The following is a 26,574-nucleotide window of genomic DNA, read 5'->3' as shown; positions in this document are numbered from 1 at the left end:
GGGTTATTACCTATACTATACCACACCTGGAGCATAAGAAAAGCCCCCGCCTCATAGGGAGGCAGGGGCTTTAAGAGGAGTAGAAGGTTACTTCATCAGGGAGCACACCAGCTGGGTGTAAGCGGCGGCATCCTCAATGGGCAGGCCTGCAATGAGCAGGGCCTGGTGGTAGAGCACCTGCACGTAGGTGGCGGCCTTCTCTTTGTCGCCGCTGTCCACAGCGGTGCGCAGAGCGGCAAAGGCGTCGGAGTTGGGGTTGAGCTCCAGCACGCGCTCCGCCTTCATCGTGCCGGCCTGGGCGCCCTCCATGCGGGAGAAATACTTCTCCATCTCCAGGGACATGGGGCCGTCGGCGGTCATGCACACAGGGGCGGACTTGAGGATCTTGGAGATGCGGGCCTCCTTGATCTTGTCCCCCAGGGTCTCCTTGACGAAGTCCAGCACAGCTTTGCTCTCTTCGGCCTGCTTCTCCTGCTGGGCCTTCTCCTCGTCGGTCTCAGGCAGGGCGTCGGGGTCGGACACGGACTTGATTTTCTTGCCGTCCACCTCGGCCAGAGCCTGCATGACAAACTCGTCCACCTCTTCGGTGAGGCAGAGAATCTCGAAGCCACGGTCGGCCACACGCTCCACCTGGGGCAGGGAGGCGGCTTGGGCGGCGGAGTCAGCGCAGACGTAGTAGATATACTCCTGGCCCTCCTTCATCCGCTCCACATACTCCGCCAGAGAGGTGAGCTTGTCCGAGGCGGTGGACCCGAACAGCAGCAGATCCCGCAGCAGGTCCTTCTTGGCTCCGTACTGGTCCACCACGCTGTACTTGAGCTGGCGGCCAAAGGCAGCCCAGAACTTCTCGTAGGTCTCCCGGTCGTCCTTCATCATCTTGGCCAGCTCGTTTTTGATCTTCTTCTCCAGAGCGGTGGCGATGATCTTCAGCTGACGAGTGTGCTGGAGCATCTCACGGGAGATGTTCAGAGAGAAGTCGGGGGAGTCCACCACGCCCTTGACGAAGCGGAAGCAGTCGGGGAGCAGATCGGCGCACTTGTCCATGATGAGCACGCCGGAGGAGTACAGCTGCAGCCCCTTCTCATACTCCCGGGTGTAGAAGTCAAAGGGAGTCTGGCCGGGGATGAACAGCAGGGCCTTGTAGGTGACGGTGCCTTCCGAGGAGGTGGTGATGGTGGCCAGGGGAGCCTGCCAGTCCATGAATTTCTCCTGATAGAAGCGGTCGTACTCCTCCTGCTCCACCTTGGAGCGGGGACGCTGCCACAGAGGCACCATGGAGTTGATGGTCTTCTCCTCCTGCACCGTCTCCCACTCGGGCTTGTAGTCCTCGGGGGCGTCGGCGGGCTTCTCCTTCATGCGGTAGTCCTCCACCACCATGCGGATGGGGTGGCGGATGTAGTCGGAGTACTTCTTGATGAGGCTCTGGAGATAGTTGCTGTCCAGATACTCGTCGTAGTTCTCCTCCTCGGTGTTGTCCTTGATGGTCATAATGACCTGGGTGCCCCAGCCCTCCATCTCACAGGGGGTGATGGTGTAGCCGTCCACGCCGGAGGACTCCCAGCGGTAGGCCTGCTGCTCACCAAAGCGGCGGGTGAGCACGGTGACCTGTTTGGCCACCATAAAGGCGGAGTAGAACCCCACGCCAAACTGGCCGATGATGTCGGCGGCGTTGTCCTTGCCCATCTCCTGCTTGAACTGCAGAGAGCCGCTGCGGGCGATGGTGCCCAGGTTGTTCTCCAGCTCCTCCTGGGTCATGCCGATGCCGTTATCGGTGACGGTGAGGGTGCGGTGCTCTTTGTCTGGTGTCACAGTGATGGTAAAGTCAGAAGGCTTTACATCAATGCTGCCATCGCTGAGGGCCAGATAGGCCAGCTTATCAATGGCGTCGCTGGCGTTGGAAATGATCTCACGCAGGAAGATCTCTTTGTGGGTATAAATGGAATTGATCATCAGGTCCATCAGCCGTTTGGACTCGGCTTGAAACTGTTTTTTCTCCATGAGTGGTACACCTCGAATTGCATGTTTTAGCACTCGTACTGATCGAGTGCTAACTGTACTATAATACTTACTCCCATGTTTTGCAAGGGGTGTAACAAAAAATTCACAAACTTTATCAGAATAGTAGCCCCTGAACGGGAGAGACTATGGGCAAAGAGGAGAAAATCCGGCAGAAACAAAATTTAGGTTGCCATGGGGTGGGGGCAATGCTATAATATATGCGCATTAAAGCAAAGTTGTACGTTCTATCCAAGGGATAGAATTCTTCCATATAGATAGCCCCCATTTCAGGGAGCGATTACCAACCCGGCCAGGCTGGGGACGCTATGAGGTGTCTTTTTTGAAAAAATATTTCATTCACGGCGGTAGACCGCTGTACGGCAAAGTCGAGATCAGCGGGGCCAAGAATGCCGCTGTCGGTATCATTCCCGCTGCTCTGTTGGTCAATGGCGTGTGCCGCATTGGCAACCTGCCTCAGATCAGCGATGTGACCTTGATGCTCAATATTCTCCAGGAACTGGGGGCCAACGTGCGCACCATCAACCGTTCTACGGTGGAGGTGGACTGCACCGCCATCCATAACAGCCCGGTGGCCTATGAGTCCGGGCGTAAAATCCGTGCCAGCTATTACCTGCTTGGCGCGCTTTTGGGGCGTTTTGGCCAGGCAGAAGTGCCTCTGCCCGGCGGCTGTGACTTTGGCGGCCGACCCATCGACCAGCACCTGAAGGGTCTGCGGGCCCTGGGGGCGGACGTGGAAGTGAAAAACGGCTTTATGTGCGCCAAGGTGCCCGACGGACGGCTCAAGGGCAGCCACATCTACCTGGACGTGGTCACCGTGGGCGCCACCATGAACGTGATGCTGGCCGCCACTCTGGCCGATGGGCTCACGGTCATCGAAAACGCCGCCAAGGAGCCTCACATCGTGGACCTGGCCAACTTCCTCAACTCCATGGGCGCTCAGATCACCGGCGCCGGCACCGATGTCATCAAGGTGCGGGGCGTGGAGCACCTCCACGGGGGCGAATACTCCATCATTCCCGACCAGATCGAGGCGGGCACCTATATGGCCGCTGTGGCCGCCGCAGGCGGTGAGGTGCGGGTGAATAACATCATCCCCAAGCACATGGAGTGCATCACCGCCAAGCTGCTGGAGATGGGCGTCGAGGTGGAAGAGGACGGCGATAGCCTCATTGTCCGCCGCAATGGCCCTCTGCACCGGGCCAACATCAAGACCATGCCCTATCCCGGCTTTCCCACCGACATGCAGCCCCAGATCGCCGCCGTCCTCTGTCTGGCAGAGGGCACCAGCGTCATCACCGAGGGCGTGTGGGATAACCGATTCCGCTATACCGAGGAGTTCCGCCGCATGGGCGCCAAGATTCAGGTGGACGGCAAGATCGCCATCATTGAGGGCGTGCCTCAGCTCATGGCCGCCCCGGTGGAGGCCTGTGACCTGCGGGCTGGCGCCGCTCTGGTGGTGGCTGCTCTGGCCGCTCAAGGCGTCTCTGAGGTGGGCAACATCCGCCATGTGGAGCGGGGCTACGAGGACATCGTGGCCAAACTCACCGGCATTGGGGCCCAGATCGAAGTGGTGGACCTGCCTGATCCCCAGGTGGAGAACGCCAACGCAGCGGGCTAAACATCAAAGATACACATGGACTGCGGCAGTCCCGACAAGGGGCTGCCGCTTTTTGTGGGGAGGGAGAGAAGTTTGTTGAAGTTTGCCACCGTGGCCAGCGGCTCCTCTGGCAACTGCTCGGTCATCACCGACGGCAGCACCCATATCCTCATTGACGCCGGGGTATCCGCCCGGCGCATCACCACCGGGCTCAAGAGCCTGGGCATTCAGCCGGGGGAGCTGTCCGCCATTCTCATTACCCACGAGCACAGCGACCACATCAGCGGCATCCCGGTGCTGTGCCGCCAGCTGGATGTGGAGCTGTACACCGCCGAGGGGACAGCCCGGGAGATCTGCCGAAAGAATCCGGAGTTGCAGCCCCGGTTCCGGGTCTTTGACCCCGGAGAGCGGTTTGCCCTGGGGGACCTGGTAGTGGGCAGCTTTCCCGTCAGCCACGACTGTGTCAGCCCCGTGGGCTACACTGTGACCCGGGGAGACCGGAAGCTCACCTTCTGTACCGACCTGGGTGTGGTGACCCAGCCGGTACTGGAGGCGGTACAGGGGGCCAGCACCCTGGTGGCGGAGTATAACTACGACCCGGAGATGCTGCGCACAGGCCCCTACCCGGAATACTTAAAAAGCCGCATTGCAGGGCAGCGGGGCCACCTGTCCAATCAGGTGGGAGCCCAGCTCACCCGCTGGGCGGTGGAGCGAGGCACCCGGCAAGTGGTGCTGGCCCATCTGTCCAAGGAGAACAACCAGCCCGCCACCGCCAAACTGGCGGCCCAGGCGGGGATTGGAGAGCAGCAGGTGGAGCTGTGCGTAGCGCCCCGCAGCGAGGCCTCGGCGTGGATGGAGGTGTGAGGACATGGTGAGTGTACATATCATCTGCGTGGGCAAGATGAAGGAGAAGTTTTACCTGGAGGCAGCGGCGGAATATGCCAAGCGTCTGGGCGGATACTGCCGCCTCACCGTCACCGAGCTGCCCGAGGAGCGGCTGCCGGACCGCCCCACCCAGGCCCAAATCCAAGCCGCTTTGGAGCGAGAGGGGGCGGCGATTCTTGCTAAACTGCCCAAGGGCGGCAAGGTGGTGGCCATGTGCATTGAGGGCAAGACCATGGACAGCCCACAGCTGGCCCAGCAGGTAAGCCGCTGGATGGTGGAGGGAGCCTCTGACCTCACCTTCCTGGTGGGCGGTTCCTTCGGCATGAGCCAGACGGTGAAGGACAAGGCCCATCTGCGCCTGTCCATGTCCCCCATGACTTTCCCTCACCACCTGGCCCGGGTGATGCTGCTGGAGCAGATTTACCGGGCATTTAAGATCCAAGAGGGGTCTGGATACCATAAATAACTTCTCAAAAATGCTAGCATTTTTGAGAGGATTACAGCCCGCTGCATGCATCCTTGGGTCAAAGGGCGACCCAAGACCACACTGGCGGGCTCCAGAGGTGTTTTTCCCGATGCGCATGTCCCCGGGAAAAACGGATTTTGATTGATTTTCCCGCCTTGAGGGCGGGAAAATTCTGTTTCAGAGCTTTTTTATACAATGATAAGCGATTCTTCTTGCATTGGCATGGAGTGTTTGCGTGTTTGCGCCGTGCGGTCTTGAGGCCGCACGGTTTTTGCTTCAAATTTCTTAGAAAAATTTCATAAAAACTGTTGACAAAACGGGATGGTCATAGTACAATACAGACAAGAAGAAAGGAAAGGTGAGTCCGATGTACTAACCGGAACCGACTACTTCAGTAAACATATCGCGATATGAAAAATATGAAGGAAGAGGGTAACACACATCCAGACTTCAATGATTGGGTTGCGCAAAGTGAAGTGAAACTCGGAAAGTTCCAAACAGGCTTGAGTAAGCAGAAGACACGTAGGAGAATCCCCTGATGCCAGTGGCAGACAAGGCGGAAACCAAGGTGTGAGCGTTTGCAGAAACCATGAGTTCGTCATTTCTCTTCGGAATCCAAGGTCAAAAAATCCAAAGAAAGAGTAGGTAGCGTCCATTGGAAATTTCTAGCCAGAAGTAAGCCCCCAGCTGCGATTTGGGACAGCTGGGGGCTTGGTGTATTTTGGAGAGAAATTCAGATAAATCCAGGGGGCGAATGGTGTCGAAGTTTGTGGAGCAATGTGCATTGCAAAAATGGCTGTATTCCAGTATACTATTTCATAGTATGCATTGTATTGTGTGGAAAGTGCTATGAGGTGATAACATGTTTGCAAAGGATATCGGAATTGACCTGGGTACAGCCAGTGTGTTGGTATATATCAAAGATAAGGGCATCGTGCTGCGGGAGCCCTCCGTGGTGGCCCTGGACAAGAATACTGGGAAGCTGTTGAAGGTGGGTACCGACGCTCAGAACATGCTGGGCCGTACCCCCGGCAACATTGTGGCCATCCGTCCCCTGCGGGAGGGCGTCATCTCCGACTACGATATGACCGAGCGGATGCTCCGGGAGTTCATCCGCAAGGTGGCCCCCATCCGTCTGTTCAAGCCCCGTGTGGTGATCTGCGTGCCCTCCGGCATCACCGAGGTAGAGGAGCGCGCCGTCATCGACGCCGGCATCCAGGCTGGTGCCCGCCGGGTGTACCTCATTGAGGAGCCTCTGGCCGCTGCCATCGGCGCTGGCATCGACATCACCCAGCCCGACGGCCACATGGTGGTGGACATCGGCGGAGGCACCGCTGACATCGCCGTCATCTCCCTGTCCGGCATTGTGGAGTCCGCTTCCATCAAGGTGGCTGGCGACTCCTTCAGCGAGGCAGTGGTGAAGTACATTCGCAAGCGCCACAATGTGCTCATTGGCGACCGTACCGCCGAGGAGTTGAAGATGAAGATCGGCTGTGTCTTCCCCCGGCCTGAGGAGGTCAGCATGGAGATCAAGGGCCGTTGCCTGATGACCGGCCTGCCCCGGGTGTTCACCGTCACCTCCAGCGAGATGATCGAGGCCTTCGAGGAGCCCTGCGCCCGCATTCTGGAGGCGGTGCACGGGGTGCTGGAGCGTACGCCCCCCGAGTTGGTGGCGGACATCTCCACCAACGGCATTGTCATGACCGGCGGCGGCTCTCTGGTGTGGGGCTTTGACAAGCTCATCGAATCCCACACCGGCATCGAGACCTATGTGGCCGACGACGCCATTTCCTGCGTGGCCCTGGGTACCGGCCGCAGCCTGGACTGGGTGGGTGAGATGCAGGATGGCACCATGAACATCTCCCGCAGCCGTCAGATGCTGTAAAAAAACAAAAGATGTTTGCTTTCTGGACCTGTTGCAACATGTACTGTTGCAACAGGTCCTCAGACTGTCGAAAAACTTCCAAAACGCACCCGCATCTGGTAAAATGGTATCAGATGTGGGGGTGTGCTTTATGGAGCAATGGAGAAAAGATTCCCGAAAAGAAGCCGTGGTGACAGATTTGGAAGCATTGGTGCCCCAAGATCATTTGCTTCGGAAAGTGGAAAAGGTCATGGACTATGAGTGGTTGTATGAGAAACTGGATCCATACTACTGCCATGACAACGGGAGACCGGGTATAGACCCCGTCGTGCTAATTAAAATGGCTCTGATTCAGCATTTGTTTGGGATTCCTTCGTTGCGGCAGACATACCGAGAGATTATTGTGAATCTGGCCTATCGTTGGTTTCTTGGTTATGGACTGTTGGAAGAGATTCCTCACTTTTCAACGGTGAGTTATGCCTTTTGCCATAGGTTCCCAGAAGACTTGACCATCGAAATTTTCGAGCACATTCTGAACAAAGCGCTGAATAACCGCATGGTAGACCCCCGAACCGTGTTTATTGACGGGACACACATTAAGGCCAGTGCGAACAAGAAGAAGTACCAAAAAGAACAGGTGGCCAAAGCTGCCAAGGTATACGCTGAACAGCTCCGGGAGGAAGTAAATGCTGAGCGTGAAAAGTTGGGGAAAACGCCTATCGAAGAGAAAGATGACCACGATGATGATGATACCTCTGGGGGCGAGATGGCAGAAAAGACGGTATCAACCACAGACCCAGATGCAGGGATGTTTATCAAAGGGGAACACGAACGGCAGTTTGCATACGAAGCGCACACGGCTTGCGACAAACATGGATTTATACTTGGGGTGGAAGTAACCGCAGGGAATGTTCATGATAGCGTGGCTTGGGATGCGGTATATGACGATATAACAAGTAGATTTGAATGTGCGAAGTACCTAGCAATGGATGCAGCGTATAAAACACCGTGGATTGCCAAGAAGATTCTGGAGGATGGGAGAATTCCCATTATGCCCTATACCCGATACAAGGGAGCAAAAGAACGGTACAAGCCCTGGGAGTATGAGCACGATCCTGTAACAGACAGCTTCATTTGCCCTCAAGGTGGTGTATTACGGCACACCACAACAGACAAGGAAGGAAAGCGCACTTACCGCACTACTCCGTCCAAGTGCAAGTCCTGTCCTTGCAAATTCAAATGTGGAGCCAACGAAAAAGGGCAGAAGGTGATGACCACACATATCTGGCAGGAATATCTGGATATTGTGGAGGCTATCCGGAAAACCGAAAAGGGCAAGAAAATCTATGCCCAACGAAAAGAAACCATTGAGCGTGTTTTTGCAGACGCAAAGGAGAAACACGCCATGCGTTATACGCATCACAGAGGTCTAGCCGCCGTTACCAGGTGGGTTAGGCTTAAATATGCTGCCATGAATCTGAAAAAGCTGGCAAATTGGAGTTGGAGGAACTCCAATTTGCGCATCATATTTGCCGTTGTTTCCCCAAATATGACCAGAACCCCTGTTTTTGCTTCATGAAAACAGGGGTTCTTCGACAGTCTGTGGACCTGTTGCAACATGTACTGTTGCAACAGGTCCTTTCTGCTTGATAGCTCCAAATCCGGTGAGCGCTGGAGCTAGGTCAGCCGTCCAAGGAAGTAGGACATTAAACAGGAGACAGGCTGACAGGCCAGAACCGGGATTGACGCAGCTTCCCGCCTTGAGCCCTATGGAAATCAAGAGAATATCCTAGTTTCCTCGCAAAATTTACAAACTCTCTTAGGGGGTGCAGTTTAATGCATAACCAGCAAGATGCGCTGTGTGCGACATGGAGTAGCGCTCTTGCGTTCCATATGGAAGAATGCTAGAATGTGTTGGGCGCATCCCTAGAAATGGTATAGGAGGATACATATGGAGAGAGAAAAAAGGGAAGTTCAAGTGAAACTTAAAATTCCCATCAAGGTTCTGATTGTAGCTGTGGTTGTAGCAATCGTTGTAGGAATTACAATTACCAAGATAATGCTTACACCTGGGGAAAAAACGCCGGAAGTGATTACAGTTTCCACCTTACAGGAGATTATTAATGTAAGCGAATTGTCCACATATACGGCGGTCTACAATGGTATTGCGCAGGTCATGAATGAGAACAAGCCGGAAGATACGGACTACTATGTGTCTTATGAAGCCAATGTTTACGCTGGAATCAATTTTGATGATATCCAGATTGAGGTCAATGAAGAGGAAAAGAAGATTCAAATTAGAATCCCAAAGGTGAGTATCACCAAGGTGGATGTGGACATTGCATCCATGGATTTTATCTTCTACAACAACAAGGCCAACACTTCCACGGTTTCTCAGGAGGCGTACAAGGCATGTCTGAAAGACGCACAACAAGAAAGTCAGGAGCAAGAGGCTATTTATGAATTGGCAAGACAAAATGCATGTAAAGTGCTGACAGCACTGGTGCGGCCGATTGTGGAACAGGTGGATGCTGGTTTCCAACTGTCTGTGGAATAAGGGGGAGGAGAAGCATGAAAAAATTGAGATCGACTCTCATTTGTGTGATGGCATTGCTTTCTCTGACGGCATGCGGAAAGGCAGGGATGAATTCTGAATCTATGGAGCCAAAAACATCGCAGATGAAGGCCATCTGTGAACTGGCAGTCATGGATTGCTACTACCACAATGTAGCAAAATTCACAGAAGAGGATGCGGAAGGCTTCTTGCTGTGGAAAAAGATAAGAATTTCTGGATTGAATACAGCGGGGTAGTTACTCTGGGAATTGATGCTTCCCTGGTGAAGGTTGAGGTGAGCGGTAGTGAAGTTTCAATCACCATTCCCAGTGCCAGTGTGTTGAATTGCACGGTAGATTCCTCCTCTTTGACCGAAGACTCGTTCATCGTGGCAAAAAATTCTGCAAAAATCCAGGCCGAAGATGAAGTTTATGCTTTTGAGGCTGCCCAGACATACCTTGAGCAGGCTGCCGCTGACGACACAGCCCTACTCGCAAGTGCGCAGCAACGGGCTCAAGAATTATTGGAAGAGTATATTACCAACATTGGAAAAGCAGTGGGGCAGGAATACACTATAAAGTGGATATATTTGGATGATTCCTCGGAATCAATAGATACAGAGCAGACTCCGGCTGAGGAACCTGAAACATGAAGTGGCACTAAAGATGGAAAAGAGATGCGTCTTGTGAATAGTAAGGCGCATCTCTTTTGCTATGTTTGGGAAAGAAATCGACGGAGCACAGAGGGTGTATTATCCTCCGGGTGGTCCAGTACATAATCCAGTAGCATCCTCTGGGCTCGTCCAATGTCCCGCCCCGCCAACCCCATGGATGCCAGATCTCGCCCGGATAGGGCCAGTTCCTTGGCACTGAGACAGGGCCTTTGGGCCAATACCTGGTCCAGCAGTTCCCTGGGGGCCTCATGGCCCTGTACCTGAGCCATGGCAGCCCCTGCTTCACAGGCAGGAACACCATACCGGGCCAGGGCGTGCCGCCAGCCGGAGGCGTCTTGAGGCAGACCCACCCGAAATAGGGTGAGGCCACGGGACAGGGGCACGATCAGCTTTTTGTCCCGGATGAGGCGCTGGAGCAGGGGGAGCGGGTCGTGGCCACTCTCTGCCATCAAGGAGGCCAGCCCTGCCCAGCGGGGCAGAGGCTCGCGGGGAAGGCCTGAGAGAGGCGAGGCGTCCACCTCCGGGCCGCTGAGAAGCCCAGAGGAGAAGAAGAGCTTGGCCCAGTGGGGAGTGGGAGCACACAGGGTTTTCTCCACCTCGGGGCGGATGCGCTCAGCAGGCAGGTGGTGAGGCTGGGGGCCCAGCTCCTTCAGGGCATGGACCAGTTCCGGGTCCAGGGTAAAGTCCAGCTGAGCGGCGAAGCGGATAGCCCGAAACATGCGCAGCCGGTCCTCCTGGAACCGCTGCATGGGGTCTCCCACGCAGCGAATGACCCGGCTCTCCAGGTCTGCCTGTCCACCAAAGGGGTCGATGACCGTGCCGTCTGGAGCCAGAGCCATGGCGTTGACGGTGAAGTCCCGGCGGGACAGGTCGTCGGTGAGGGAGGAGACAAAGGACACGGCATCGGGGCGGCGGCCGTCCCGGTACCCGCCCTCACACCGGAAGGTGGTTACCTCCAGCCTCTGCCCATCCAGCACCACCGTCACAGTGCCGTAGTCGATGCCCGTGGGGACGGTGTGGGGAAAAAGGCTCTGGACTTGTGGGGGGAGGGCGGAGGTGCAGATATCCCAGTCCTGGGGCGTGCGGGCCAGCAGCAGGTCCCGGACGCAGCCGCCCACGGGGTAAGCTTCAAACCCAGCCTGCCACAGAGTGCGGCAGCAGTGGGCGACGGCAGGGGGGAGGGGGTTGGGGTAATTCATGGTGTGCTCCTTTCCTTGTGGAAAAACGGAAAAAAGGGAAGAATCCGGTTGCCATTCTCCATGGCGCATAGTATAATATAATGGTTTTGAGTATATAGTACCAGAAGAATTAGGATAATTTTATTATATGGGGTGTGCATATGTCAGTCAATAACATCCATGAGTATATCAAACCGGGAAAGCGGGCCCATCTGGTGGGCATTGGCGGTGTTTCCATGGCCTCTCTGGCCGAGGTGCTGCTGGGCAACGGAGTCATCATCACGGGTTCCGATCGGCAGGAGAGCGCCACCGTGGCACATCTGCGCAGCTTGGGCATCCCGGTGACCATTGGCCATCTGCCTGAGAGTGTGGAGGGGGCGGACTGCGTGGTGCGCACCGCCGCCGTACACAACGACAACCCGGAGATTGCCGCTGCTCTGTCCGCTGGCATCCCCGTGTTCGAGCGGGCCCAGGCCTGGGGCGCCATCATGACGGGGTATAAGAACGCCCTGTGTATCTCCGGTACCCACGGCAAGACCACCACCACTTCCATCTGCACCCACATCTTCATGGCCGCCCAGCTGGACCCCACGGTGATGATTGGCGGCACGCTGCCCCTGCTGAAGGCCGGGCACCGGGTGGGCCAGGGTGACACCATCATTCTGGAGTCCTGCGAGTACTGCAACTCCTTCCTCTCCTTCCGCCCCACGGTGGCGGTGATTTTGAACATTGAGGCCGACCACCTGGACTTCTTCAAGGACCTGGACGATGTGGAACACTCCTTCCGGGCCTTTGCCGATCTGGTGCCGGACGGTGGGTACATCGTGGCCAACTGTGAGGATGCCAACACCATGAAGGCGCTGGAGGGGGAGACCCGCCCCATGATTACCTTTGGTGTGGAGAAGGGCGACGTGCACGCCGAAAACCTGGAGATGAACCACGGCTTTGCCACCTTCGACGTGGTGTACCGGGATCAGGTGTATGCCCACGTGGAGCTGTCCATTCCCGGTATGCACAACGTGAAAAACGTGCTGGCGGCCTCTGCTGCCGCTGCGGTGCTGGGGGTTCCCGGCTGGGCTGTGGAGCAGGGCATGCGGGACTTCCGTCTGCCTGGACGCCGCTTTGAGTACAAGGGAGACTACAACGGGGCAGAGGTGTGTGATGACTACGCTCACCACCCCGGCGAGCTGGAGGTGCTGCTGGACTCGGCCAAGAGTCTGGGGCACAAGCGGGTCATCTGTGCCTTCCAGCCCCATACCTATACCCGTACCCACGAACTCTTTGACGACTTTGTGCGGGTGCTGAAAAAGCCGGATATCACCCTGTTGGCGGAGATCTACGCTGCCCGGGAGACCAACGATTTGGGCATCTCTTCGGCGGACCTGGCTGCCCAGATTCCCGGCAGTATCTTCTGCCCCACTCTGGAGGATGTGACCGCCAAGCTCCGGGAGCTGGCTCAGCCCGGCGACCTGATTCTCACGGTAGGCGCTGGCGACATTTACCGGGCCGGTGAGATGCTGGTGGCAACCGAGAAGTAAATCAACATAGGAAACGGCGTAGGAAGCGTTTGAGGGCTTCCTACGCCGTTTTGTTATGCATGGGTGGGGAGGAAGAGCAGGGTGTCCAGCAGTTGCTGGAAAATGCCCCACACGGTGAGGCGGGCCACTCCGGTGGAGGCCACCAGGTCCACCCGTTCATGTTCCTCGCCGTCCAGATACACAATCATCTCGCCCAGCTTCTGCCCCTCATCCACCGGGGCGGAGACCTCCTCCGGCAGATGGACCTGGGTGGTGACAGCGGCGCTCTGGCTCTGGTGGGTGAGGATGGTACAGTCGTGGTCCAGTACGGGCTGCACCGTGTCCTGCTCCCCCAACAGCACCGAGATGGGGGGAAGTACCTGCTCGGGATAGACTTGGGTGAGGGAGTAGTTGGCAAAGCCGTAGTTGAGCAGGGCAGCGGCGCTGTCAAAGCGGTCAGAGGGGGTGGCGGCGTGCATCACCACGGCGATGAGCTCCATGCCGTCCCGCTCTGCTGTGGCGGACAGGCAGTAGAGAGCGGTGTCGGTAGAGCCGGTTTTCAGCCCTGTGGCCCCGGGATAGGAGTAGATGAGCCGGTTGGTGTTGGTCAGCTGAAATGCACCGTCCCGGAGGGTGTCCATCCAGATGGTGGTGTACTCCCGCAGCTGGGGGTGATTCAAAATCAGCTCCCGGCTCATGAGGGCGATGTCGTAGGCGGAGGACACGTGGCCTTCGGCGGGGAGTCCGGTACAGTTGCAAAAGACGGTGGACTCCATGCCCAGCTCTTTGGCCCTCTCGTTCATGCGTTGGACAAAGGCGGTCTCGCTGCCGGACACCGCTTCCGCCAGAGCTACGGCGCAGTCATTGGCAGACGCCACAGCCACCGCCTTCACCATCTCGCTGACGGTGAGCTGCTCCCCCTCCTTCAGCCAGATCTGGGAGCCGCCCATGGAGCAGGCGTAGGGGGAGGCGGTGATCACGTCATCCCAGGAGAGCGTCCCGGCGTCGATGGCCTCCATCACCAGCAGCAGGGTCATCACCTTGGTCACCGAGGCGGGCTCGTAGACAGCGTGGGCATCCTGCTCAAAGAGCACCTCTCCGGCGCTTTTCTCCATGAGAATGGCGGAGGGGGCCGTGATATCCACCTCAGCGGCCCGGGCATGGGTGGGCAGCAGGCACAGCAGTACCAGAGACAGGGCGAGTACGGCTTTCATGGTGTCAATCCCTCATTTCCTGTATTGGTAAGACCAGCCTATGAGGGAGCCGAGTGGACTATTCATGTCATGGAAATAAAAAAGAAGGACACAACTTCCGTTGTGTCCTTCTGGTGCGGATGACGGGACTCGAACCCGTACGGCCGTGGGCCACTAGCACCTCAAGCTAGCCAGTCTACCAGTTCCAGCACATCCGCATAACTCAAGCTTGTTTATTATAGCGCAGACCTCCCTTTTTGTCAACCTAAAAAAGTTGTCGTTTTTTTAAAAATATCTGTTGACAAACAAGGAGACCCGTGGTAATATATCTCTTGTCGCTACGAGCGATACACCGCTTGCGCGAGTGGTGGAATTGGTAGACTCGCTGGCTTCAGGTGCCAGTGCTCGCAAGGGCGTGCGGGTTCGACTCCCGCCTCGCGCACCAGAAGGACACGACCAAGTCGTGTCCTTCTTTTTTGTTTTCCTTGTAAGAAAATCTGCGGGGGAAGAAGCATGACCAGAGGCCAATCGCTGGGCCAAAGGTCCGATGCAGAAAATGAAAAGAAATTGAAAAAAGGTGTTGACAGATGCCCACTTCCGTGGTATTATTACCTCCGTTGCTGAGGCAACCAAGCCACTTGCGCGAGTGGTGGAATTGGTAGACTCGCTGGCTTCAGGTGCCAGTGCTCGCAAGGGCGTGCGGGTTCGACTCCCGCCTCGCGCACCAAAAGGACACACGTTGGACGTGTGTCCTTTTTTTGTGGAATACTTCCTAATCATGGAATATATGTCTGCGTACTCCTGTTCAAAAGGGAAGAAATGGTGCGTATGCCTTGCAAACCATGGGAAAAGGGAGTAGAATAGACCAAGATTTGCAAAAGCAAGTCTGTTACATTCACTTGGATAGATGAAGTGAAAGGAGGAAATTAAGATGGCGAGAGTGACAGCGGCTCAGAAGAAGACCGTGACCGAGCCCAAGGTTGAAGCCTCTTTGGAGAAGAAGGTTGTGGAGCAGCCTGTGAAGAAGACCACCCGTACCGCCGCCCCCAAGAAGGTGGAGCTGGCTTACGTGCAGTTTGCCGGCAAGGAGTGGGATATGGCTGAGGTTGTGAAGAAGGCCAAGGAAGATTACCTGGCCCAGGGCAACAAGGCTACCTCCATGAAGAAGTTCTGCGTGTACGTCAAGCCCGAAGAGGGTCTGGCTTACTATGTGGTCAACGACACCGAGACCGGCAGCGTGGAGCTCTGAGATTGAGGCAACACAAGCGTCAAAAACAGCGAGGTCAGGAAATCCCGAAGGGGTTTCTCGACCTCGCTGTTTTTCTATCCAAAGGGAACAGGCCGCAGGCTTTGAAGTCGGCGATCATCACGTCATTGGTCAGGGGGAAGATGACGGTAGAGGCGAAAAAGAGGATGAGGAAGATGATGCACTGGGGCACCGCCACCAGGGACACCACCGCGCCCAGGCTGCAGGCGAAGATGGCGGCGGTGAACAGGTCCAGGATGGACTTGGAGATCAAAATGGTGTGGTCTCCCGTCATGCCGGACACGATGGAGCCATAGATGCCGGTGCCGCTGGCGCAGAAGAGCACGATGATGGTCACCAGGGTGGCGGTAAACTCCTCCTCGCTGAGCTTGCTGTTGTTGTGGATGAACCGGGACACAACCTTCTGCATGGCCACGGCGCCACGGTTGATGTTGTCCCCCCAGATGGATGGCAAGACCGATGGCGGTGCCGATGATGAGGGAAAAGATCACCGCAGGCATGTTCTGCATCAGCACAATGGAGCTGATGCCCATACCCATGGAGCAGCAGCCGAAGATCATGTTGATACGGTCTTTGAAGTCGTCTTTCAAAAGCCCTCCGGCCACGGCCCCCACAAGGCCGCCTACCACCACGGACAGGGCGTTGATCATCACGCCAATTGGCATAGGTTCTCTCTCCTTTCTAGATGGAAGCGCAGGTTAGAACAGATCAGGCACCCACTTCTTGGGGTCCAGCTCCTTGAACTTGGAGCGCTGGAAGCGGTGCTTCTGATCGAAGGGAAAGGTGGTGCGCCTATTCCCAAAAACGATGGAGAATTTTTGGTGTGGGGAGTTGCATGAGAGGTGTCAGACGTAGTAAAATTCATAAGATAAGAGTGAAAACGAGGGGGAATGGACATGACCATGGCACAGATCCAACACTTTCTGGACATCGTGAATTGGGGTGGGTTTTCTGCAGCGGCCAGCGAGACGTTTATCTCCCAGTCCTCCCTCTCAAACAGATCAAGTCCCTGGAATCCGAGCTCAACGTCCAGCTGTTTGACCGCACCAACAACAAAATTGCCCTCACCCCTGGCGGCACCGCGTTTCTGGAATATGCCAGAAGGCTCAATGATACCTATAAGGCCATGCTTCAGGACATGGAGCAGTATAGCAGCGCCAAGAAGACCATTTCCATGGGAATTTTGCCTCTGGAGCAGGGATACCGCTGCTAGACCACGGAAAGCTGGATTTCGCCGTGGTGCGTATGGATGAGCTGGACCCGGAGGTGTACGAGTTCCACCCCATCTACCGGGACAAGCTGGTGCTGGTGTACCGGAATACCCAGGAGGGAATTCCCGCGGAGGAATGCGTCTCCCTCTCTCAGCTCTCCCAACTGCCCTTTGTGCTCATGAGCGACGAGTCGGTGCTGCACAACCTGTGTGTCCGACAGTTCCACCGGGAGAATTTCCATCCTTCGGTAATCTACACCGCCGCCCGGCACCGGTACCTGCTCAGCCTGGTAAACTCGGGGCTGGGAGTGACCATCCTGCCCAAGGCCCTGGTGAATACCGACCTGTTTCCAGATCTGTGCTGCAAGGACCTCAGCGGGGACATGGAGTCCCTCATCGGAGTGGTGCGGCTCAAGCACGCCCACCTGTCCGCCGGGGCGGAGCACCTCTATGAGTTCTTTGCACAGCAGGGCATACTGACCCAGGAACCATGAAAGGACGAGACACAGACATGAAACGGCTTATTGTAGCAATCAGCGGCGCCACGGGGGTGCAGATGGGGGCCAGACTGTTGGAGGTGCTCCACCACATGCCCCAGGTGGAGACCCACCTGGTCATCAGCCGAGGTGCAGAGGTGATCTTCCAGCGGGAGACCTCCATAGACTTGGAAGAGTTGAAGAAGCTGGCGGACTATACCTATGACGTGGACAATCTGGCGGCCGCCATTTCCGGCGGCTCCTACCGCACCGACGGGATGATCATCCTCCCGTGCAGCATGAAGACCCTCTCGGGACTGGCCAACGCCTATGACGAGGACCTCATTGTGCGGGCAGCGCCCCCTGTGCCGTCCGTCTGACCCTCTCCACCACCCAGGGGCGGGGCCTGTGCGGCTTTCTCACTGGGGGTGTGGCCCATGTGGGGGGCGTGGCCTACGCCGTGCCTCGGCCCAAGTCCTCGGGAGAGGGGCTCACGGCGGACCTCAGCACCATCTGCGGCCCCGGACACAAGGATGTGTATGCCGCCCAGACGGTGGCAAAGCAGCTGTGCCTGGCCACCAACGAGACGATGTGCATCTGTGCCGGGCTGCATCTGGACCACGCCAGCCAGGCGCAAATTAAAGAGATGATGGACAACTGTGCCCAGGCTGCCCAACAGGCGGCGGAGGCGTACAAGAAGATGGGAGGCCAGTGATATGGAAGACCTGCTGATTTGTGTAGACCCCCTGGACGTGCCGGTGAGTACCATGGGGAAGGAGGAGTGCCACCGGAGGGGGCTGCTCCACCGGGCGTTCTCCATCTTTTTGTATGACGGGGAGCGGGTGCTCCTCCAGCGCCGGGCCCTCCACAAGTACCACTCCGGCGGGCTGTGGGCCAACTCCTGCTGCTCCCATCCTCGGGATGGGGAGACGCTGGAGAAGGCGGTGCAGCGCAGGCTCATGGATGAGCTGGGGGTGTCCTGCCCCTGCCGGGAGGTGGGCAGTTTCGTCTACCGCCACCAGTTCGCCCCGGACCTGTACGAGTATGAGTATGACCATGTGTTTGTGGGGACCTATTCCGGACCGGTGACCCCCAATCCGGAGGAAATTATGGAGACCCGGTGGTACACCAAGGAGGAGATTCTCTCCCTCCTCATCCAAGACCCCGCCCGCTTTGCCCCTTGGTTTATCACCGCCTTTCCCATGGCCATTAAGGATATGGAGTAAAAGAAGATCTGCGGCGCATTTTGCGCCGCAGATCTTTGTCATTTCAGGAACCGTTTCAAAAGGTTGAATTTGGAGGGGGTGTAGGGGTGGTAGCGCAGAGGCACGTCCACGTGCTGGCCGCCCACCAGGATGCTCTTGTAATGGGTGAAGGTGTCAAAGCTGGCCTTGCCGTGGTAGGCGCCCATGCCGCTGTGGCCCACCCCGCCGAAGGGTAGGTAGGGGGTGGCCAGGTGCAGAATGGTGTCGTTGAAGCAGCCGCCGCCGAAGGACAGGCGGGAGGTCACCAACTCCTGCATCGCCCGGCTTCGGGAGAACAGGTACAGGGCCAGGGGCTTCTCCCGGCTGGAGACAAAGTCCACCACCTCCTGGGGCGTGGTGTAGGAGAGAATGGGGAGGACAGGGCCGAAAATTTCCTCCTGCATCACCGGAGACTGGGGGTCTACCTGGTCCAGCAGGGTGGGGGCGATCTTGCCGTCTCGGGCCTGGCCGCCCAAGAGGATGGTCTGACCCTCCAGCAGTCCCAGAATGCGGCGGTAGTGCTTGTCATTGACGATCTTGCCGTACTCGGGGTTGGACAGAGGGTCGTCCCCCAGAGCGTCGTGGAGGGCCTTTTTCAGCTGCTCCACCAGCTGCTCCTTTACACGCTCCTGAACCAGCACATAGTCCGGGGCCACACAGGTCTGTCCGGCGTTGAGAAATTTTCCGAATACGATGCGCTTGGCGGCCAGAGCCAGGTCGGCGGTCTCGTCCACAATGCAGGGGCTCTTGCCGCCCAGCTCCAGGGTCACGGGGATGAGGTTCTGGGCGGCCCGGCGCATCACCTCTTTGCCCACGGTGACCCCGCCGGTGAAGAAGATGTAGTCCACCCGCTGGTCCAGAAGGGCGGAGTTCTCCGCCCGGCCTCCCTCCACCACCGCCACATACTGGGGGTCAAAGGTGGCGGCCACGAGTTGGGAGAGCACCTTGGAGGTGGCGGGGGTATAGGCGGAGGGCTTGAGGATGACGCAGTTGCCTGCGGCGATGGCCCCCAGCACCGGAGTTAGAGACAGCATAAAGGGATAGTTCCAGGGGGACATCACCAGCACCACTCCGTAGGGCTGGGGGTAGCGGCGGCTCTTGGCGGGGAACAGGGTCATGGGAGTGTGGACTGTCCGGGGCTTGGCCCAGCGGCGCAGGTGGGAGCGGAGGTAGGACAGCTCCTCCAGCACTTGCCCAATCTCACAGAAATAGCTCTCGTAGGGGTGTTTGCCCAAATCCGCCTGGAGGGCCGCCTCAATGTCCGGCTGCATGGCCAGAATGTTGCGGCGTAGACGGTTCAGGGCGTCCAGACGGGCGGCCACGGGCAGGGTGGCACCAGAGCGGAAGTGGGCGTGTTGATTGGAAACCAGGGTGGAAATATCCATGGGGTGTTGAACTCCTTTTAACATTGGGGGAAGTGGATGGCATCGGGGGACAGGGTGGCGCAGGTGTCCATGGCCAGGTCCAGATTCTCCTCCATGTGTTCCACCTCTCGACTGAAGGCGCAGCAGAGGGCAATTTCCTCCGCCTGACTGAGGGTTTCTCGCTCTGCCCACTGGGTGAGGAATAGGTGGTAGAGTAGAATCGTGCTGCACGAGATAAAGGCTGCCCGTCCATAGAGTTGGTCATCGTTGACAGTTTTATGCCAGTGACGGAAGAGAAGATACTCCGCCACGTTGGTGAGGTGGCGCTGCCACTGGGGGAACTGGCCCTCGAAGCGGCGGCACAGGTCCCGGTACTCCGCCTCGGTCAGGCCCTCCAGCTGCTGGCAGCACTGACCCAGACGCTGGGGCCAGGTGGGGCGCAGGGGATCCAGAGAGGAGAAGAACCGACACAGGGTCTGGACGAATTCTTTCCCGTTCCCGGTGGAGGAGAGGGGGCGGAGGGAGAGGACGGCCTGGGACATGGCCGGGTAGTCCTCGCAGTCAATGGCGTCCTGTAGTGTATCCGCCAAATACAGCACCCCTTGCAGGCGTTCCCAGAGGGTGTACTGCGGCTCCTCCATCCCGTTCAGGACCGCTTGCCGGGTGGTCTCCAGTCCGGCGAGCAGCTGGGGCGGAATGTCGGGGAAGGGCTGGTCCGGGTGGCCGTCATCCACCTCCTCCACCTGGAACGCGGGGCTCTCCAGCAGCAGCCGGGCCACCTCGGGGCAGGACATGGCCAGGGAGGCCTCGGTGAGGTTGCCGTACTCCTCGATGAATCGGGGATAGGCGGCGCAGTGGTCGCACAGATGGGACTCCCCCCACTCCTTTTGAATGGCGCATAGCCCGTCCGGGGTGATCATGGTACAAAAGCCCCGATGGTCCAGACGGAAGCAGGTGTCCCCCTCCTCGTCGGTGGTGAGACTCTCCTGGAGGCGCTGGGCCAGAGAGGCGGGGGCGGTTTGATAGTCGGAAAGGGTCTCCTCATCCAGGACAATGTCCCAGTCCCGGCAGCAGGTGTCGGGACAGGCACCGCCCAGGCAGCGGAAACCGGGATAATAGTTGGGGTGACGATGGAGCACAGTAATTCCTCCTTTGGGTGACAGTATAGCCAAATGGGCGGGGAAAAGCAAGGACCCGGCACAGAAAGAATTCCGTGCCGGGTCATAGGGGTGTGTGCCACGTCAGTCGTCCCGCTCAGATTCATATTTCAGAACCTGACCGGTGGTGGCGTTGATTTCGTACTCATACTCCATGTTGCCTACATGGAAGGAAATCTCATAGCGGGCCACGCCATCGTCGTGGTCCAGCTCATTTTCCAGCCGGGAGACCTGAGAGGCGTCCACTCCGGCATGCTTGCAAGCGGCCTGGAGGGCGGCGTCATAGCCGATGTAGGCCCCGCTGGAGTTGCCTTGGCTTTGGTTCTGATTCTGGTTCTGGTTCTGATTGGTGGAGTTGTTGGAACCAGAGCGGTGGGCGTAGTGGTCGCAGGTGTCCTGCTCGAACTTTACCACATCGCCCGTGGTGGCGTTGATCTCGTAGTCGTACTCCACGCCAGAAGAGCAGAACTCAATTTCGTAGTAGGTCACGCCGTCGTCCTCGTCCAGCTTCACGGTGAGGGACTGGGCGGCACTCTGGTCCACCTTGGCATGGGACAGAGCGGCGGCCGTGGCGGCGGACTCGCCGATGAAGGTGGTGTTGCCCTGAGCGCCGGTGTTACCGGAACTGGTGTGCCAGGTGTGGTCGCAGGGCTCCTGCTCGTTCTTCACCACACTGCCGTCCATGGCGTTGATGTCGTACTCATACTCGGTGCCACCGCTGCAAAAGTCCAGCTCGTACACCATGACGCCCTTGGACCAACCAAACTCGGTGCTCAGTCCCTGTACGTCGCTGGTGGCGATGCCGGCGTGGTCGCAGGCGGCCTGCAAGGCGGCGTCCTGGCCGATGTAGGCCTGATCGCTGGTGGAGCCGGTCTGGGACACCCCGGTGGTAGTCAGGTTGCGGGAGGAGGCGATGAGGGAGATCTCGCTCATGGACAGGGGAGCCAGGGACTCAAAGGTGAGGGTGCTGTCCTGGGCGATGACCTCCTGGATGAGGCTGGCCTTTCCGGCGGAGATGTTGTACTGCTGGGCCAGCTGGGCCAGGTCGTCGTCCACAGTGACGGTCTGGGTGAGGATGGCCCCGGACTGGAAGGCGCCGGAGATGGTGGTGGTGAGCTCGTTCTGGAGCTGGGTGGCGGTGTCGGCGTCAGCGTTCTCCACCGATACCAGAATGGCGTTCTCCAGCTCGTCCAGATACCCCTTCTGGAGGCAGGCGCCGATGATGGCGTTGACGGCAGTCTCCAGATTGGTGCCCTCCAGCTCCATGCCGCCCATGATGTCCTTGGCGTCATCGTTGAGAGGGGTGGCAGTGGTGACAGTCTCCTTGTTGTTGACGGACAGGGCGATGCTGGGGTTGATGTCCAGGGTCACCACCGAGTCGGCGGCACTTGCCTGTTGGAAACGGGAGATGCCGAAGATGCTGCCGGCCACAATGGCCAGGGCGGCTGCGGCGGAGAGGGGAGCGATCCAGCGGCGCTTATTAGAATTGTTTTTCATAGAGATCACAGTTCCTTTCTGTTCCTCGCAGGCGGAAAGGATGGCATCCAACTGATCGGGGGCAGCGTGGGTGGCCGCCTGTTGAATTCGCTTGTGAATTTCCTCGTGGGTCATCTCAGTCTGCCTCCTTCCATGCGGCGTTAAGCTTTTTAATGGAACGATGGTACTTGGAAAGAACTGTGGGTAAGGGCAGGGACAACAGCTGGGCGATCTCCCGGTGCTTGAGCCCTGTGAGGGCGTGAAGGGTGACGATCTGCCGCTCCTGGTCATCTAGAAGAGAGAGCAGGGAGTCTAAGGTGAGCAGGTCGTCCTGGTCCACCATGGGATTGTGGGAGAGTCGGGCCAGATGTGCCTCCTCCAGGGGGAGGGTGTGGGACTGCTCCCGCAGTCGGGACAGGGCCAGATTGCGGGTGATGGTGATGATCCAGGCCATGGGCTTTCCCTGGGAGCGGTAGGACCCGGCGCTGTGATAGAGTTGGATAAAGGTGTCCTGGGTAATGTCCTCTGCATGGTCCACGTCTTTCAGTACCGACAGAGCAAAACCGTATACGGCGGCCTTGGTGGTTTGGTAGAGGCTGGCCAGGGCCTCTTTGTCTCCCTGGGCCATCCGTGTGATGAGATCATCCAGCTGGTGGCTGTCGTGCCCGGAGCGCTCAACGGGCAGAGCCGATGTGAATAATATCATGGTTTCACCTCTGTTCATCTATATAACGCAGGAGAGGACCGGAATATTGCGTGTGCCTCAAAAATTTTTTTGAATAATTTCTTCCGCCACTTTGATGCCATCCACGGCGGCGGAGGTGATGCCTCCGGCGTACCCGGCCCCCTCGCCGCAGGGGTAGATGCCCCGCACGGAGACGGACTGGTAATCTTGGCTTCGGACCATGCGCACAGGGGAGGAGGAGCGGGTCTCCACCCCGGTGAGAACCGCCTCAGGGGTGGCAAAGCCCTTGAGCTTTCGGTCAAAGAGGGGGAGGGCTTGGCGCAGGGTGTCCAGTACATAGTCGGGGAGCGCGCCCTCCAAGCTGCCCCATACCACCCCGGGCCGATAGGAGGGGAGAATGGAGCGGGGCCCAGAGGAGGGCTGTCCGGCCAGGAAATCCCCCACGGTCTGGGCGGGAGCCATGGGATTGCCGCCACCGTAGGCCCAGGCGGCCTCTTCCCACTGTTCTTGGAATCGTACCCCGGCCAGGGGGTCGTCCCCGGGGAAGTCGTCGGGGCCCACGCCCACCAGGAAACCGCCGTTGATGTTCTCCTGGTCCCGGGCCCGCAGGGACATGCCGTTGGTGACCACTTGCCCGTCTTGGCTGGCGGAGGCCACCACCTGTCCGCCGGGGCAGACGCAGAAGGTAAAGGCGGAGCGGCCATTGGGCAGGTGACAGGACAGCTTGTAGTCGGCAGCAGGCAGCTTGTCCCAGCTGGGGCCGAACTGGGCCTGACTCACCGCCTCCTGCTTGTGTTCAATGCGTACCCCGATGGCGAAGTTCTTCTGCTCCATGGCCAGCCCGCTGTCTAGGAGCATGGCGAAGGTGTCCCGGGCGGAGTGGCCGGGAGCCAGTACCAGGGTGTCGCAGGGGAGGGTGTAGACCTCACTGTCGTGGGTGATCTCCACGGCGGTGATGGCGCCGTCCTGAATGTGCAGCCCGGTGAGCTGATGGCCAAAGCGCACTTCAGCGCCCAGAGAGATCAGCTCCTCTCGCATGGACTTCACCACCTGGCGGAGAATGTCGGTGCCGATGTGGGGCTTGTGGGACCACTGAATGTCCTCCGGGGCCCCGTGCTGGACAAAGGTGCGGAACACATGGGCGATGCGGGGGTCGTTGATGCCAGTGGTGAGTTTGCCGTCGGAGAAGGTGCCGGCGCCTCCCTCGCCAAACTGTACGTTGGAGCGGGAGTCCAGCTTCCCGGTGGACCAGTACGCCTCCACCGCCTGGGTGCGCTGGTCCACGTCGCCGCCGCGCTCCAGCACGATAGGTTTCAATCCAGCCCGGGCCAGGGTCAGGGCGGCAAACAGTCCGGCGGGGCCGGTGCCCACCACCACTGGGGGGAGGGAAGAGGTGCGGCCCAGGGGCGGCAGGGTGTAGGGCTTCTCCTCCCACAGGGTGACCCCCTTGGGGTGACGCTTTAACACCGCCTGCTGGTTGGACACCTGTACCCGCACCGAGCAGACGTAGTGCACGTCCTGCTTTTTTCTCGCGTCAATGGACTGGCGGGTGAGCACCACCTGGGACAGGTCCTTCGACGATACCCCCAGGTGCTTGGCCATTTTCTTATATAAGGTTGTCTGGTCTGCGTCAATGGGCAGACGGAGATTGGTGACATGCAGCATATTACAACACCTTAGAACCGTTGATAACCAACTGGAATTTCAGAGAGAAGAACTCGGCGGCCTTGCGGCACAGGAGCATGCGGGAGAGGAAGATCTCGAAGTAGTCCATTACCGCACAGATCTCGGTGTCAATGGTGATGGACAGGGTCAGGGTCTTGGCCTGAGAATCCAGGGTCAGATCGGACTTCTCCACGGCATAGTTGACCCGGTCGTGGATGTCAAAGTTGATGGTGTCCTGGTTGCGCACCCGGCTGCGGCGTACGTCGCTCTTATCTGCCAGAATGAGAGCTGCGGCCACGGCGTTGACCGGATAAGCGGTGTGCTCGTCGTGGTTGCCGATGGCGGTGATGACCACTGCCACGTCGGCAGGCTCCATGCCCATCTTATCCAGAATGCGGAAGGCCATGACAGCGCCGCTCTGGGCGTGGTCCACTCGGTTGATGACGTTGCCGATGTCGTGCATGAATCCGGCGATCTTGGCCAGCTCAATGTGCCGTTCATCGTAGCCCAGGTCCTGTAACAGCTGGGCGGCGGTCATGGCACACTTGGTGACGTGGGCAAAGGAGTGCTCAGTGTAGCCCAGGGCCACCAGAGAGGCGTCTGCCTGGGTGATATAGGTGCGGATTTCGGGGTTGTTGCGCACCGCTTCAAAATCAATCTTCATTGGAAATCTCCCGTAAGTCGTAGGGGGTGGTTTGATAGACGTAGTAGTTCAGCCAGTTGGTGTACAGCAGCTGTCCGGCGGACCGCCAGTTGACAATGGGGGCCTGGTTGGGGTCGTCCTGGGGGAAGTAGTGGGCGGGGACGGCGATGTCCAGGCCACGGTCCACATCCCGGAAGTACTCCCGGGCCAGGGTGTCCTCGTCGTACTCCGGGTGGGCGAAGATGAAGAAGCGGCGGTTGTCCATGCTCTTCACGCCGAAGACCCCTGCCTCGTCGGATACCGCCAGCAGCTCCAGCTCGGGGATGGCCTGGAGGTCCTCCAGGTGCACCTCGGTGTATCGGGAGTGGGGGGCATAGAAGCGGTCGTCAAAGCCTCGGAACAGGGGGGACTGCTTGCGGATGATCTGATGCTGATAGATGCCAAACAGCTTGTGGGGCAGGGTGTGCTTTTGAATGTGGTAGTGATAGTATAGACCGGCCTGAGCGCCCCAGCAGATGTGGAAGGTGGAGTGCACATGGGTGCGAGTCCACTCCATGATCTGACACAGCTCCTCCCAGTAGTCCACTTCCTCGAAGTCCAGGTTCTCCACCGGGGCTCCGGTGATGATCATGCCGTCATAGTGGTTGTTGCGGATTTGATCGAAGGTGGTATAGAAGGAGTCCAGGTGATGGCTGTCGGTATTCTGAGAGACATGGCTGCTGGTCTTGAGCAGCTGTACATTGATCTGTAAGGGGGTGTTGGACAGCTTGCGCAGCAGTTGCGTCTCGGTGACGATCTTCGTGGGCATAAGATTCAGAATCAAAAGATTCAAAGGTCGGATGTCTTGGTGGAGAGCACGGTGCTCTGTCATCACGAAGATATTCTCGCCCTCCAATACACTGGTAGCAGGCAGGGAGTCGGGAATACGAATGGGCATAGGGATACCTCCGCTCTTACATTATATAGTAGATATAGCAAACCTACGATACCACAGGAGGGCGGGAAAAGCAAACGATAAAAAAGTTGAAAAAAGGTGTTGACAAATGAGAGAAGAGCTGGTATAGTATCTAAACGTGCCCCGGACGAAACAAAACAACGCCAAACAGCTTCGAAAAAAGTTGAAAAAGGTGTTGACAAGTTGAAAACCGCGTGGTACAATAAAAACCCGCTGATGAAGCGGTTTGTACCTTGTAAATTAAACAATGAGAAACACGAAAAGCACCAGAAGGACACAAGAGTCCTTCATGGAAACTGGTAACACAGTGAAATGAAGGGTCTCATCAATTCATATCTTTGAAGTTAAGAGATTAGCTTCAATAAAATTGATTTAAGCGGTGAAAACCGTTTAGATACCATTTTATTGAGAGTTTGATCCTGGCTCAGGATGAACGCTGGCGGCGTGCTTAACACATGCAAGTCGAACGAGAATCAACGGATTGAG

General features: G+C 57.8%; 26 protein-coding genes, 3 tRNA genes, 1 rRNA gene and 1 pseudogene. 18 read left to right on the top strand and 13 right to left on the bottom strand.

From position 1 onward, the window contains the following. Positions 1-87: 87 nt before the first annotated feature. Entirely contained in the window at positions 88-1,998 is a 1,911-nt protein-coding gene (gene htpG, locus B5F12_RS04305) for a molecular chaperone HtpG (RefSeq protein ID WP_087230830.1), read from the bottom strand. Between the two features lie 340 nt (positions 1,999-2,338). Here htpG and B5F12_RS04300 point away from each other — a divergent pair, with 340 nt between their 5' ends. The 8 genes from B5F12_RS04300 (at position 2,339) to B5F12_RS04270 (ending at position 10,037) form a co-directional block, all read left to right on the top strand. Continuing rightward, positions 2,339-3,637: a UDP-N-acetylglucosamine 1-carboxyvinyltransferase gene (locus B5F12_RS04300; RefSeq protein ID WP_087230827.1), complete on the top strand. Its 1,299-nt coding sequence runs from the start codon at positions 2,339-2,341 to the stop codon at positions 3,635-3,637. Between the two features lie 72 nt (positions 3,638-3,709). Then, the gene (locus tag B5F12_RS04295) at positions 3,710-4,480 is read left to right on the top strand and encodes an MBL fold metallo-hydrolase (protein WP_242954888.1); all 771 of its coding nucleotides are present in this window, start codon (positions 3,710-3,712) and stop codon (positions 4,478-4,480) included. Positions 4,481-4,484: 4 nt separating this feature from the next. After that, positions 4,485-4,967: a 23S rRNA (pseudouridine(1915)-N(3))-methyltransferase RlmH gene (rlmH, locus tag B5F12_RS04290; protein ID WP_087230821.1), complete on the top strand. Its 483-nt coding sequence runs from the start codon at positions 4,485-4,487 to the stop codon at positions 4,965-4,967. Between the two features lie 862 nt (positions 4,968-5,829). Then, positions 5,830-6,852 carry a rod shape-determining protein MreB gene (mreB, locus tag B5F12_RS04285; protein ID WP_087230817.1) on the top strand — a complete coding sequence of 341 codons (1,023 nt, stop codon included), beginning with the start codon at positions 5,830-5,832 and terminating at the stop codon, positions 6,850-6,852. A 130-nt stretch (positions 6,853-6,982) separates the two neighbouring features. Beyond that, positions 6,983-8,410 carry an IS1182 family transposase gene (locus B5F12_RS04280; RefSeq protein ID WP_242954887.1) on the top strand — a complete coding sequence of 476 codons (1,428 nt, stop codon included), beginning with the start codon at positions 6,983-6,985 and terminating at the stop codon, positions 8,408-8,410. 372 nt (positions 8,411-8,782) lie between these two features. Further along, entirely contained in the window at positions 8,783-9,388 is a 606-nt protein-coding gene (locus B5F12_RS04275; protein ID WP_087230814.1) for a DUF4230 domain-containing protein, read from the top strand. A gap of 14 nt (positions 9,389-9,402) precedes the next feature. Next, entirely contained in the window at positions 9,403-9,642 is a 240-nt protein-coding gene (locus tag B5F12_RS11845; RefSeq protein WP_158096746.1) for a hypothetical protein, read from the top strand. Next, positions 9,600-10,037 (top strand): DUF4230 domain-containing protein, encoded by a 438-nt coding sequence (locus B5F12_RS04270; protein WP_158096745.1) that lies wholly within the window; start codon positions 9,600-9,602, stop codon positions 10,035-10,037. Before B5F12_RS11845 ends, B5F12_RS04270 begins: the two co-directional genes overlap by 43 nt. A 59-nt stretch (positions 10,038-10,096) precedes the next feature. Here B5F12_RS04270 and B5F12_RS04265 read toward each other — a convergent pair whose 3' ends face one another. Next, positions 10,097-11,257, bottom strand: a complete 1,161-nt coding sequence (locus B5F12_RS04265; protein ID WP_158096744.1) for a tRNA nucleotidyltransferase — start codon at positions 11,255-11,257, stop codon at positions 10,097-10,099. Positions 11,258-11,397: 140 nt separating this feature from the next. Between B5F12_RS04265 and murC the strand changes: the two genes are divergently transcribed. Beyond that, positions 11,398-12,774, top strand: coding sequence for a UDP-N-acetylmuramate--L-alanine ligase (gene murC / locus B5F12_RS04260; protein WP_087230804.1), 1,377 nt, complete (start codon positions 11,398-11,400; stop codon positions 12,772-12,774). Positions 12,775-12,827: 53 nt separating this feature from the next. Here the strand turns inward: murC and B5F12_RS04255 are convergent, their stop codons facing one another. After that, positions 12,828-13,967, bottom strand: a complete 1,140-nt coding sequence (locus tag B5F12_RS04255; RefSeq protein WP_087230801.1) for a D-alanyl-D-alanine carboxypeptidase family protein — start codon at positions 13,965-13,967, stop codon at positions 12,828-12,830. Between the two features lie 111 nt (positions 13,968-14,078). After that, positions 14,079-14,164: transfer RNA gene (locus B5F12_RS04250), tRNA-Leu, on the bottom strand. 140 nt (positions 14,165-14,304) lie between these two features. Here B5F12_RS04250 and B5F12_RS04245 point away from each other — a divergent pair. The 3 genes from B5F12_RS04245 (at position 14,305) to B5F12_RS04235 (ending at position 15,195) form a co-directional block, all read left to right on the top strand. Further along, a tRNA-Leu gene (locus B5F12_RS04245) sits at positions 14,305-14,391 on the top strand. A gap of 195 nt (positions 14,392-14,586) precedes the next feature. Continuing rightward, positions 14,587-14,673: transfer RNA gene (locus B5F12_RS04240), tRNA-Leu, on the top strand. A 204-nt stretch (positions 14,674-14,877) separates the two neighbouring features. Further along, on the top strand, positions 14,878-15,195 hold the full coding sequence (locus B5F12_RS04235) for a DUF6465 family protein (RefSeq protein ID WP_087230798.1): 318 nt from the start codon (positions 14,878-14,880) through the stop codon (positions 15,193-15,195). A 34-nt stretch (positions 15,196-15,229) separates the two neighbouring features. Here B5F12_RS04235 and B5F12_RS12325 read toward each other — a convergent pair whose 3' ends face one another. Together B5F12_RS12325 and B5F12_RS12320 are read right to left on the bottom strand one after the other, a co-directional pair. Continuing rightward, on the bottom strand, positions 15,230-15,667 hold the full coding sequence (locus B5F12_RS12325; protein WP_343286309.1) for a DUF554 family protein: 438 nt from the start codon (positions 15,665-15,667) through the stop codon (positions 15,230-15,232). Between the two features lie 43 nt (positions 15,668-15,710). Further along, positions 15,711-15,863, bottom strand: a pseudogene (locus B5F12_RS12320) (DUF554 family protein); the annotation flags it as partial. Positions 15,864-16,150: 287 nt separating this feature from the next. Here B5F12_RS12320 and B5F12_RS04225 point away from each other — a divergent pair. The 5 genes from B5F12_RS04225 to idi are packed head-to-tail and all read left to right on the top strand — an operon-like array spanning position 16,151 to position 18,125. Beyond that, positions 16,151-16,426: a LysR family transcriptional regulator gene (locus B5F12_RS04225; RefSeq protein WP_087230790.1), complete on the top strand. Its 276-nt coding sequence runs from the start codon at positions 16,151-16,153 to the stop codon at positions 16,424-16,426. A gap of 32 nt (positions 16,427-16,458) precedes the next feature. Further along, complete coding sequence (locus B5F12_RS04220) at positions 16,459-16,917, top strand: LysR family transcriptional regulator substrate-binding protein (RefSeq protein ID WP_087230788.1); 459 nt, start codon at positions 16,459-16,461, stop codon at positions 16,915-16,917. A gap of 17 nt (positions 16,918-16,934) precedes the next feature. After that, positions 16,935-17,279, top strand: coding sequence for a UbiX family flavin prenyltransferase (locus B5F12_RS04215; RefSeq protein WP_158096743.1), 345 nt, complete (start codon positions 16,935-16,937; stop codon positions 17,277-17,279). Between the two features lie 50 nt (positions 17,280-17,329). Next, entirely contained in the window at positions 17,330-17,614 is a 285-nt protein-coding gene (locus B5F12_RS04210) for a hypothetical protein (protein WP_143482330.1), read from the top strand. A 1-nt stretch (position 17,615) separates the two neighbouring features. After that, entirely contained in the window at positions 17,616-18,125 is a 510-nt protein-coding gene (gene idi, locus B5F12_RS04205; RefSeq protein WP_087230779.1) for an isopentenyl-diphosphate Delta-isomerase, read from the top strand. 38 nt (positions 18,126-18,163) lie between these two features. Here idi and B5F12_RS04200 read toward each other — a convergent pair whose 3' ends face one another. The 7 genes from B5F12_RS04200 to metA all read right to left on the bottom strand — a co-directional run bounded on the left by B5F12_RS04200 (position 18,164) and on the right by metA (position 26,070). After that, entirely contained in the window at positions 18,164-19,528 is a 1,365-nt protein-coding gene (locus B5F12_RS04200; RefSeq protein ID WP_087230776.1) for an aldehyde dehydrogenase, read from the bottom strand. Between the two features lie 17 nt (positions 19,529-19,545). Next, a complete protein-coding gene (gene fliB / locus B5F12_RS04195) occupies positions 19,546-20,646 on the bottom strand; it encodes a flagellin lysine-N-methylase (RefSeq protein ID WP_087230773.1) in 1,101 nt (366 codons plus the stop codon). 102 nt (positions 20,647-20,748) lie between these two features. After that, entirely contained in the window at positions 20,749-22,275 is a 1,527-nt protein-coding gene (locus B5F12_RS04190; RefSeq protein ID WP_087230770.1) for a PepSY domain-containing protein, read from the bottom strand. A 1-nt stretch (position 22,276) separates the two neighbouring features. After that, a complete protein-coding gene (locus B5F12_RS04185; RefSeq protein WP_087230767.1) occupies positions 22,277-22,846 on the bottom strand; it encodes an RNA polymerase sigma factor in 570 nt (189 codons plus the stop codon). A gap of 57 nt (positions 22,847-22,903) precedes the next feature. After that, a complete protein-coding gene (locus B5F12_RS04180; RefSeq protein WP_087230763.1) occupies positions 22,904-24,490 on the bottom strand; it encodes an FAD-dependent protein in 1,587 nt (528 codons plus the stop codon). A gap of 1 nt (position 24,491) precedes the next feature. Then, positions 24,492-25,154: an HD domain-containing protein gene (locus B5F12_RS04175; RefSeq protein WP_087230760.1), complete on the bottom strand. Its 663-nt coding sequence runs from the start codon at positions 25,152-25,154 to the stop codon at positions 24,492-24,494. Then, on the bottom strand, positions 25,144-26,070 hold the full coding sequence (metA, locus tag B5F12_RS04170) for a homoserine O-succinyltransferase (protein WP_087230757.1): 927 nt from the start codon (positions 26,068-26,070) through the stop codon (positions 25,144-25,146). The genes B5F12_RS04175 and metA overlap by 11 nt, the downstream gene beginning before the upstream one ends. Positions 26,071-26,489: 419 nt before the next feature. Between metA and B5F12_RS04165 the strand changes: the two genes are divergently transcribed. Next, a 16S ribosomal RNA gene (locus B5F12_RS04165) occupies positions 26,490-26,574 on the top strand; the annotation flags it as partial.

The sequence above is a fragment of the Pseudoflavonifractor sp. An176 genome, from assembly GCF_002160435.1.
In the GTDB taxonomy this organism is placed as follows: domain Bacteria; phylum Bacillota; class Clostridia; order Oscillospirales; family Oscillospiraceae; genus Enterenecus; species Enterenecus faecium.
Note: the sequence above shows the minus strand (reverse complement) of the source record. Positions and strands in the feature narration are given on the sequence as shown.

Excerpts from the sequence above, each read along its gene's own strand:
- htpG (WP_087230830.1), bottom strand. The coding sequence starts at position 1,998 with ATGGAGAAAAAACAGTTTCAAGCCGAGTCCAAACGGCTGATGGACCTG.
- rlmH (WP_087230821.1), top strand. The coding sequence starts at position 4,485 with ATGGTGAGTGTACATATCATCTGCGTGGGCAAGATGAAGGAGAAGTTT.
- mreB (WP_087230817.1), top strand. The coding sequence starts at position 5,830 with ATGTTTGCAAAGGATATCGGAATTGACCTGGGTACAGCCAGTGTGTTG.
- B5F12_RS04280 (WP_242954887.1), top strand. The coding sequence starts at position 6,983 with ATGGAGCAATGGAGAAAAGATTCCCGAAAAGAAGCCGTGGTGACAGAT.
- B5F12_RS04275 (WP_087230814.1), top strand. The coding sequence starts at position 8,783 with ATGGAGAGAGAAAAAAGGGAAGTTCAAGTGAAACTTAAAATTCCCATC.
- B5F12_RS11845 (WP_158096746.1), top strand. The coding sequence starts at position 9,403 with ATGAAAAAATTGAGATCGACTCTCATTTGTGTGATGGCATTGCTTTCT.
- B5F12_RS04265 (WP_158096744.1), bottom strand. The coding sequence starts at position 11,257 with ATGAATTACCCCAACCCCCTCCCCCCTGCCGTCGCCCACTGCTGCCGC.
- murC (WP_087230804.1), top strand. The coding sequence starts at position 11,398 with ATGTCAGTCAATAACATCCATGAGTATATCAAACCGGGAAAGCGGGCC.
- B5F12_RS04255 (WP_087230801.1), bottom strand. The coding sequence starts at position 13,967 with ATGAAAGCCGTACTCGCCCTGTCTCTGGTACTGCTGTGCCTGCTGCCC.
- B5F12_RS04235 (WP_087230798.1), top strand. The coding sequence starts at position 14,878 with ATGGCGAGAGTGACAGCGGCTCAGAAGAAGACCGTGACCGAGCCCAAG.
- B5F12_RS04220 (WP_087230788.1), top strand. The coding sequence starts at position 16,459 with ATGGATGAGCTGGACCCGGAGGTGTACGAGTTCCACCCCATCTACCGG.
- B5F12_RS04215 (WP_158096743.1), top strand. The coding sequence starts at position 16,935 with ATGAAACGGCTTATTGTAGCAATCAGCGGCGCCACGGGGGTGCAGATG.
- idi (WP_087230779.1), top strand. The coding sequence starts at position 17,616 with ATGGAAGACCTGCTGATTTGTGTAGACCCCCTGGACGTGCCGGTGAGT.
- B5F12_RS04200 (WP_087230776.1), bottom strand. The coding sequence starts at position 19,528 with ATGGATATTTCCACCCTGGTTTCCAATCAACACGCCCACTTCCGCTCT.
- B5F12_RS04190 (WP_087230770.1), bottom strand. The coding sequence starts at position 22,275 with ATGACCCACGAGGAAATTCACAAGCGAATTCAACAGGCGGCCACCCAC.
- B5F12_RS04185 (WP_087230767.1), bottom strand. The coding sequence starts at position 22,846 with ATGATATTATTCACATCGGCTCTGCCCGTTGAGCGCTCCGGGCACGAC.
- B5F12_RS04180 (WP_087230763.1), bottom strand. The coding sequence starts at position 24,490 with ATGCTGCATGTCACCAATCTCCGTCTGCCCATTGACGCAGACCAGACA.
- B5F12_RS04175 (WP_087230760.1), bottom strand. The coding sequence starts at position 25,154 with ATGAAGATTGATTTTGAAGCGGTGCGCAACAACCCCGAAATCCGCACC.
- metA (WP_087230757.1), bottom strand. The coding sequence starts at position 26,070 with ATGCCCATTCGTATTCCCGACTCCCTGCCTGCTACCAGTGTATTGGAG.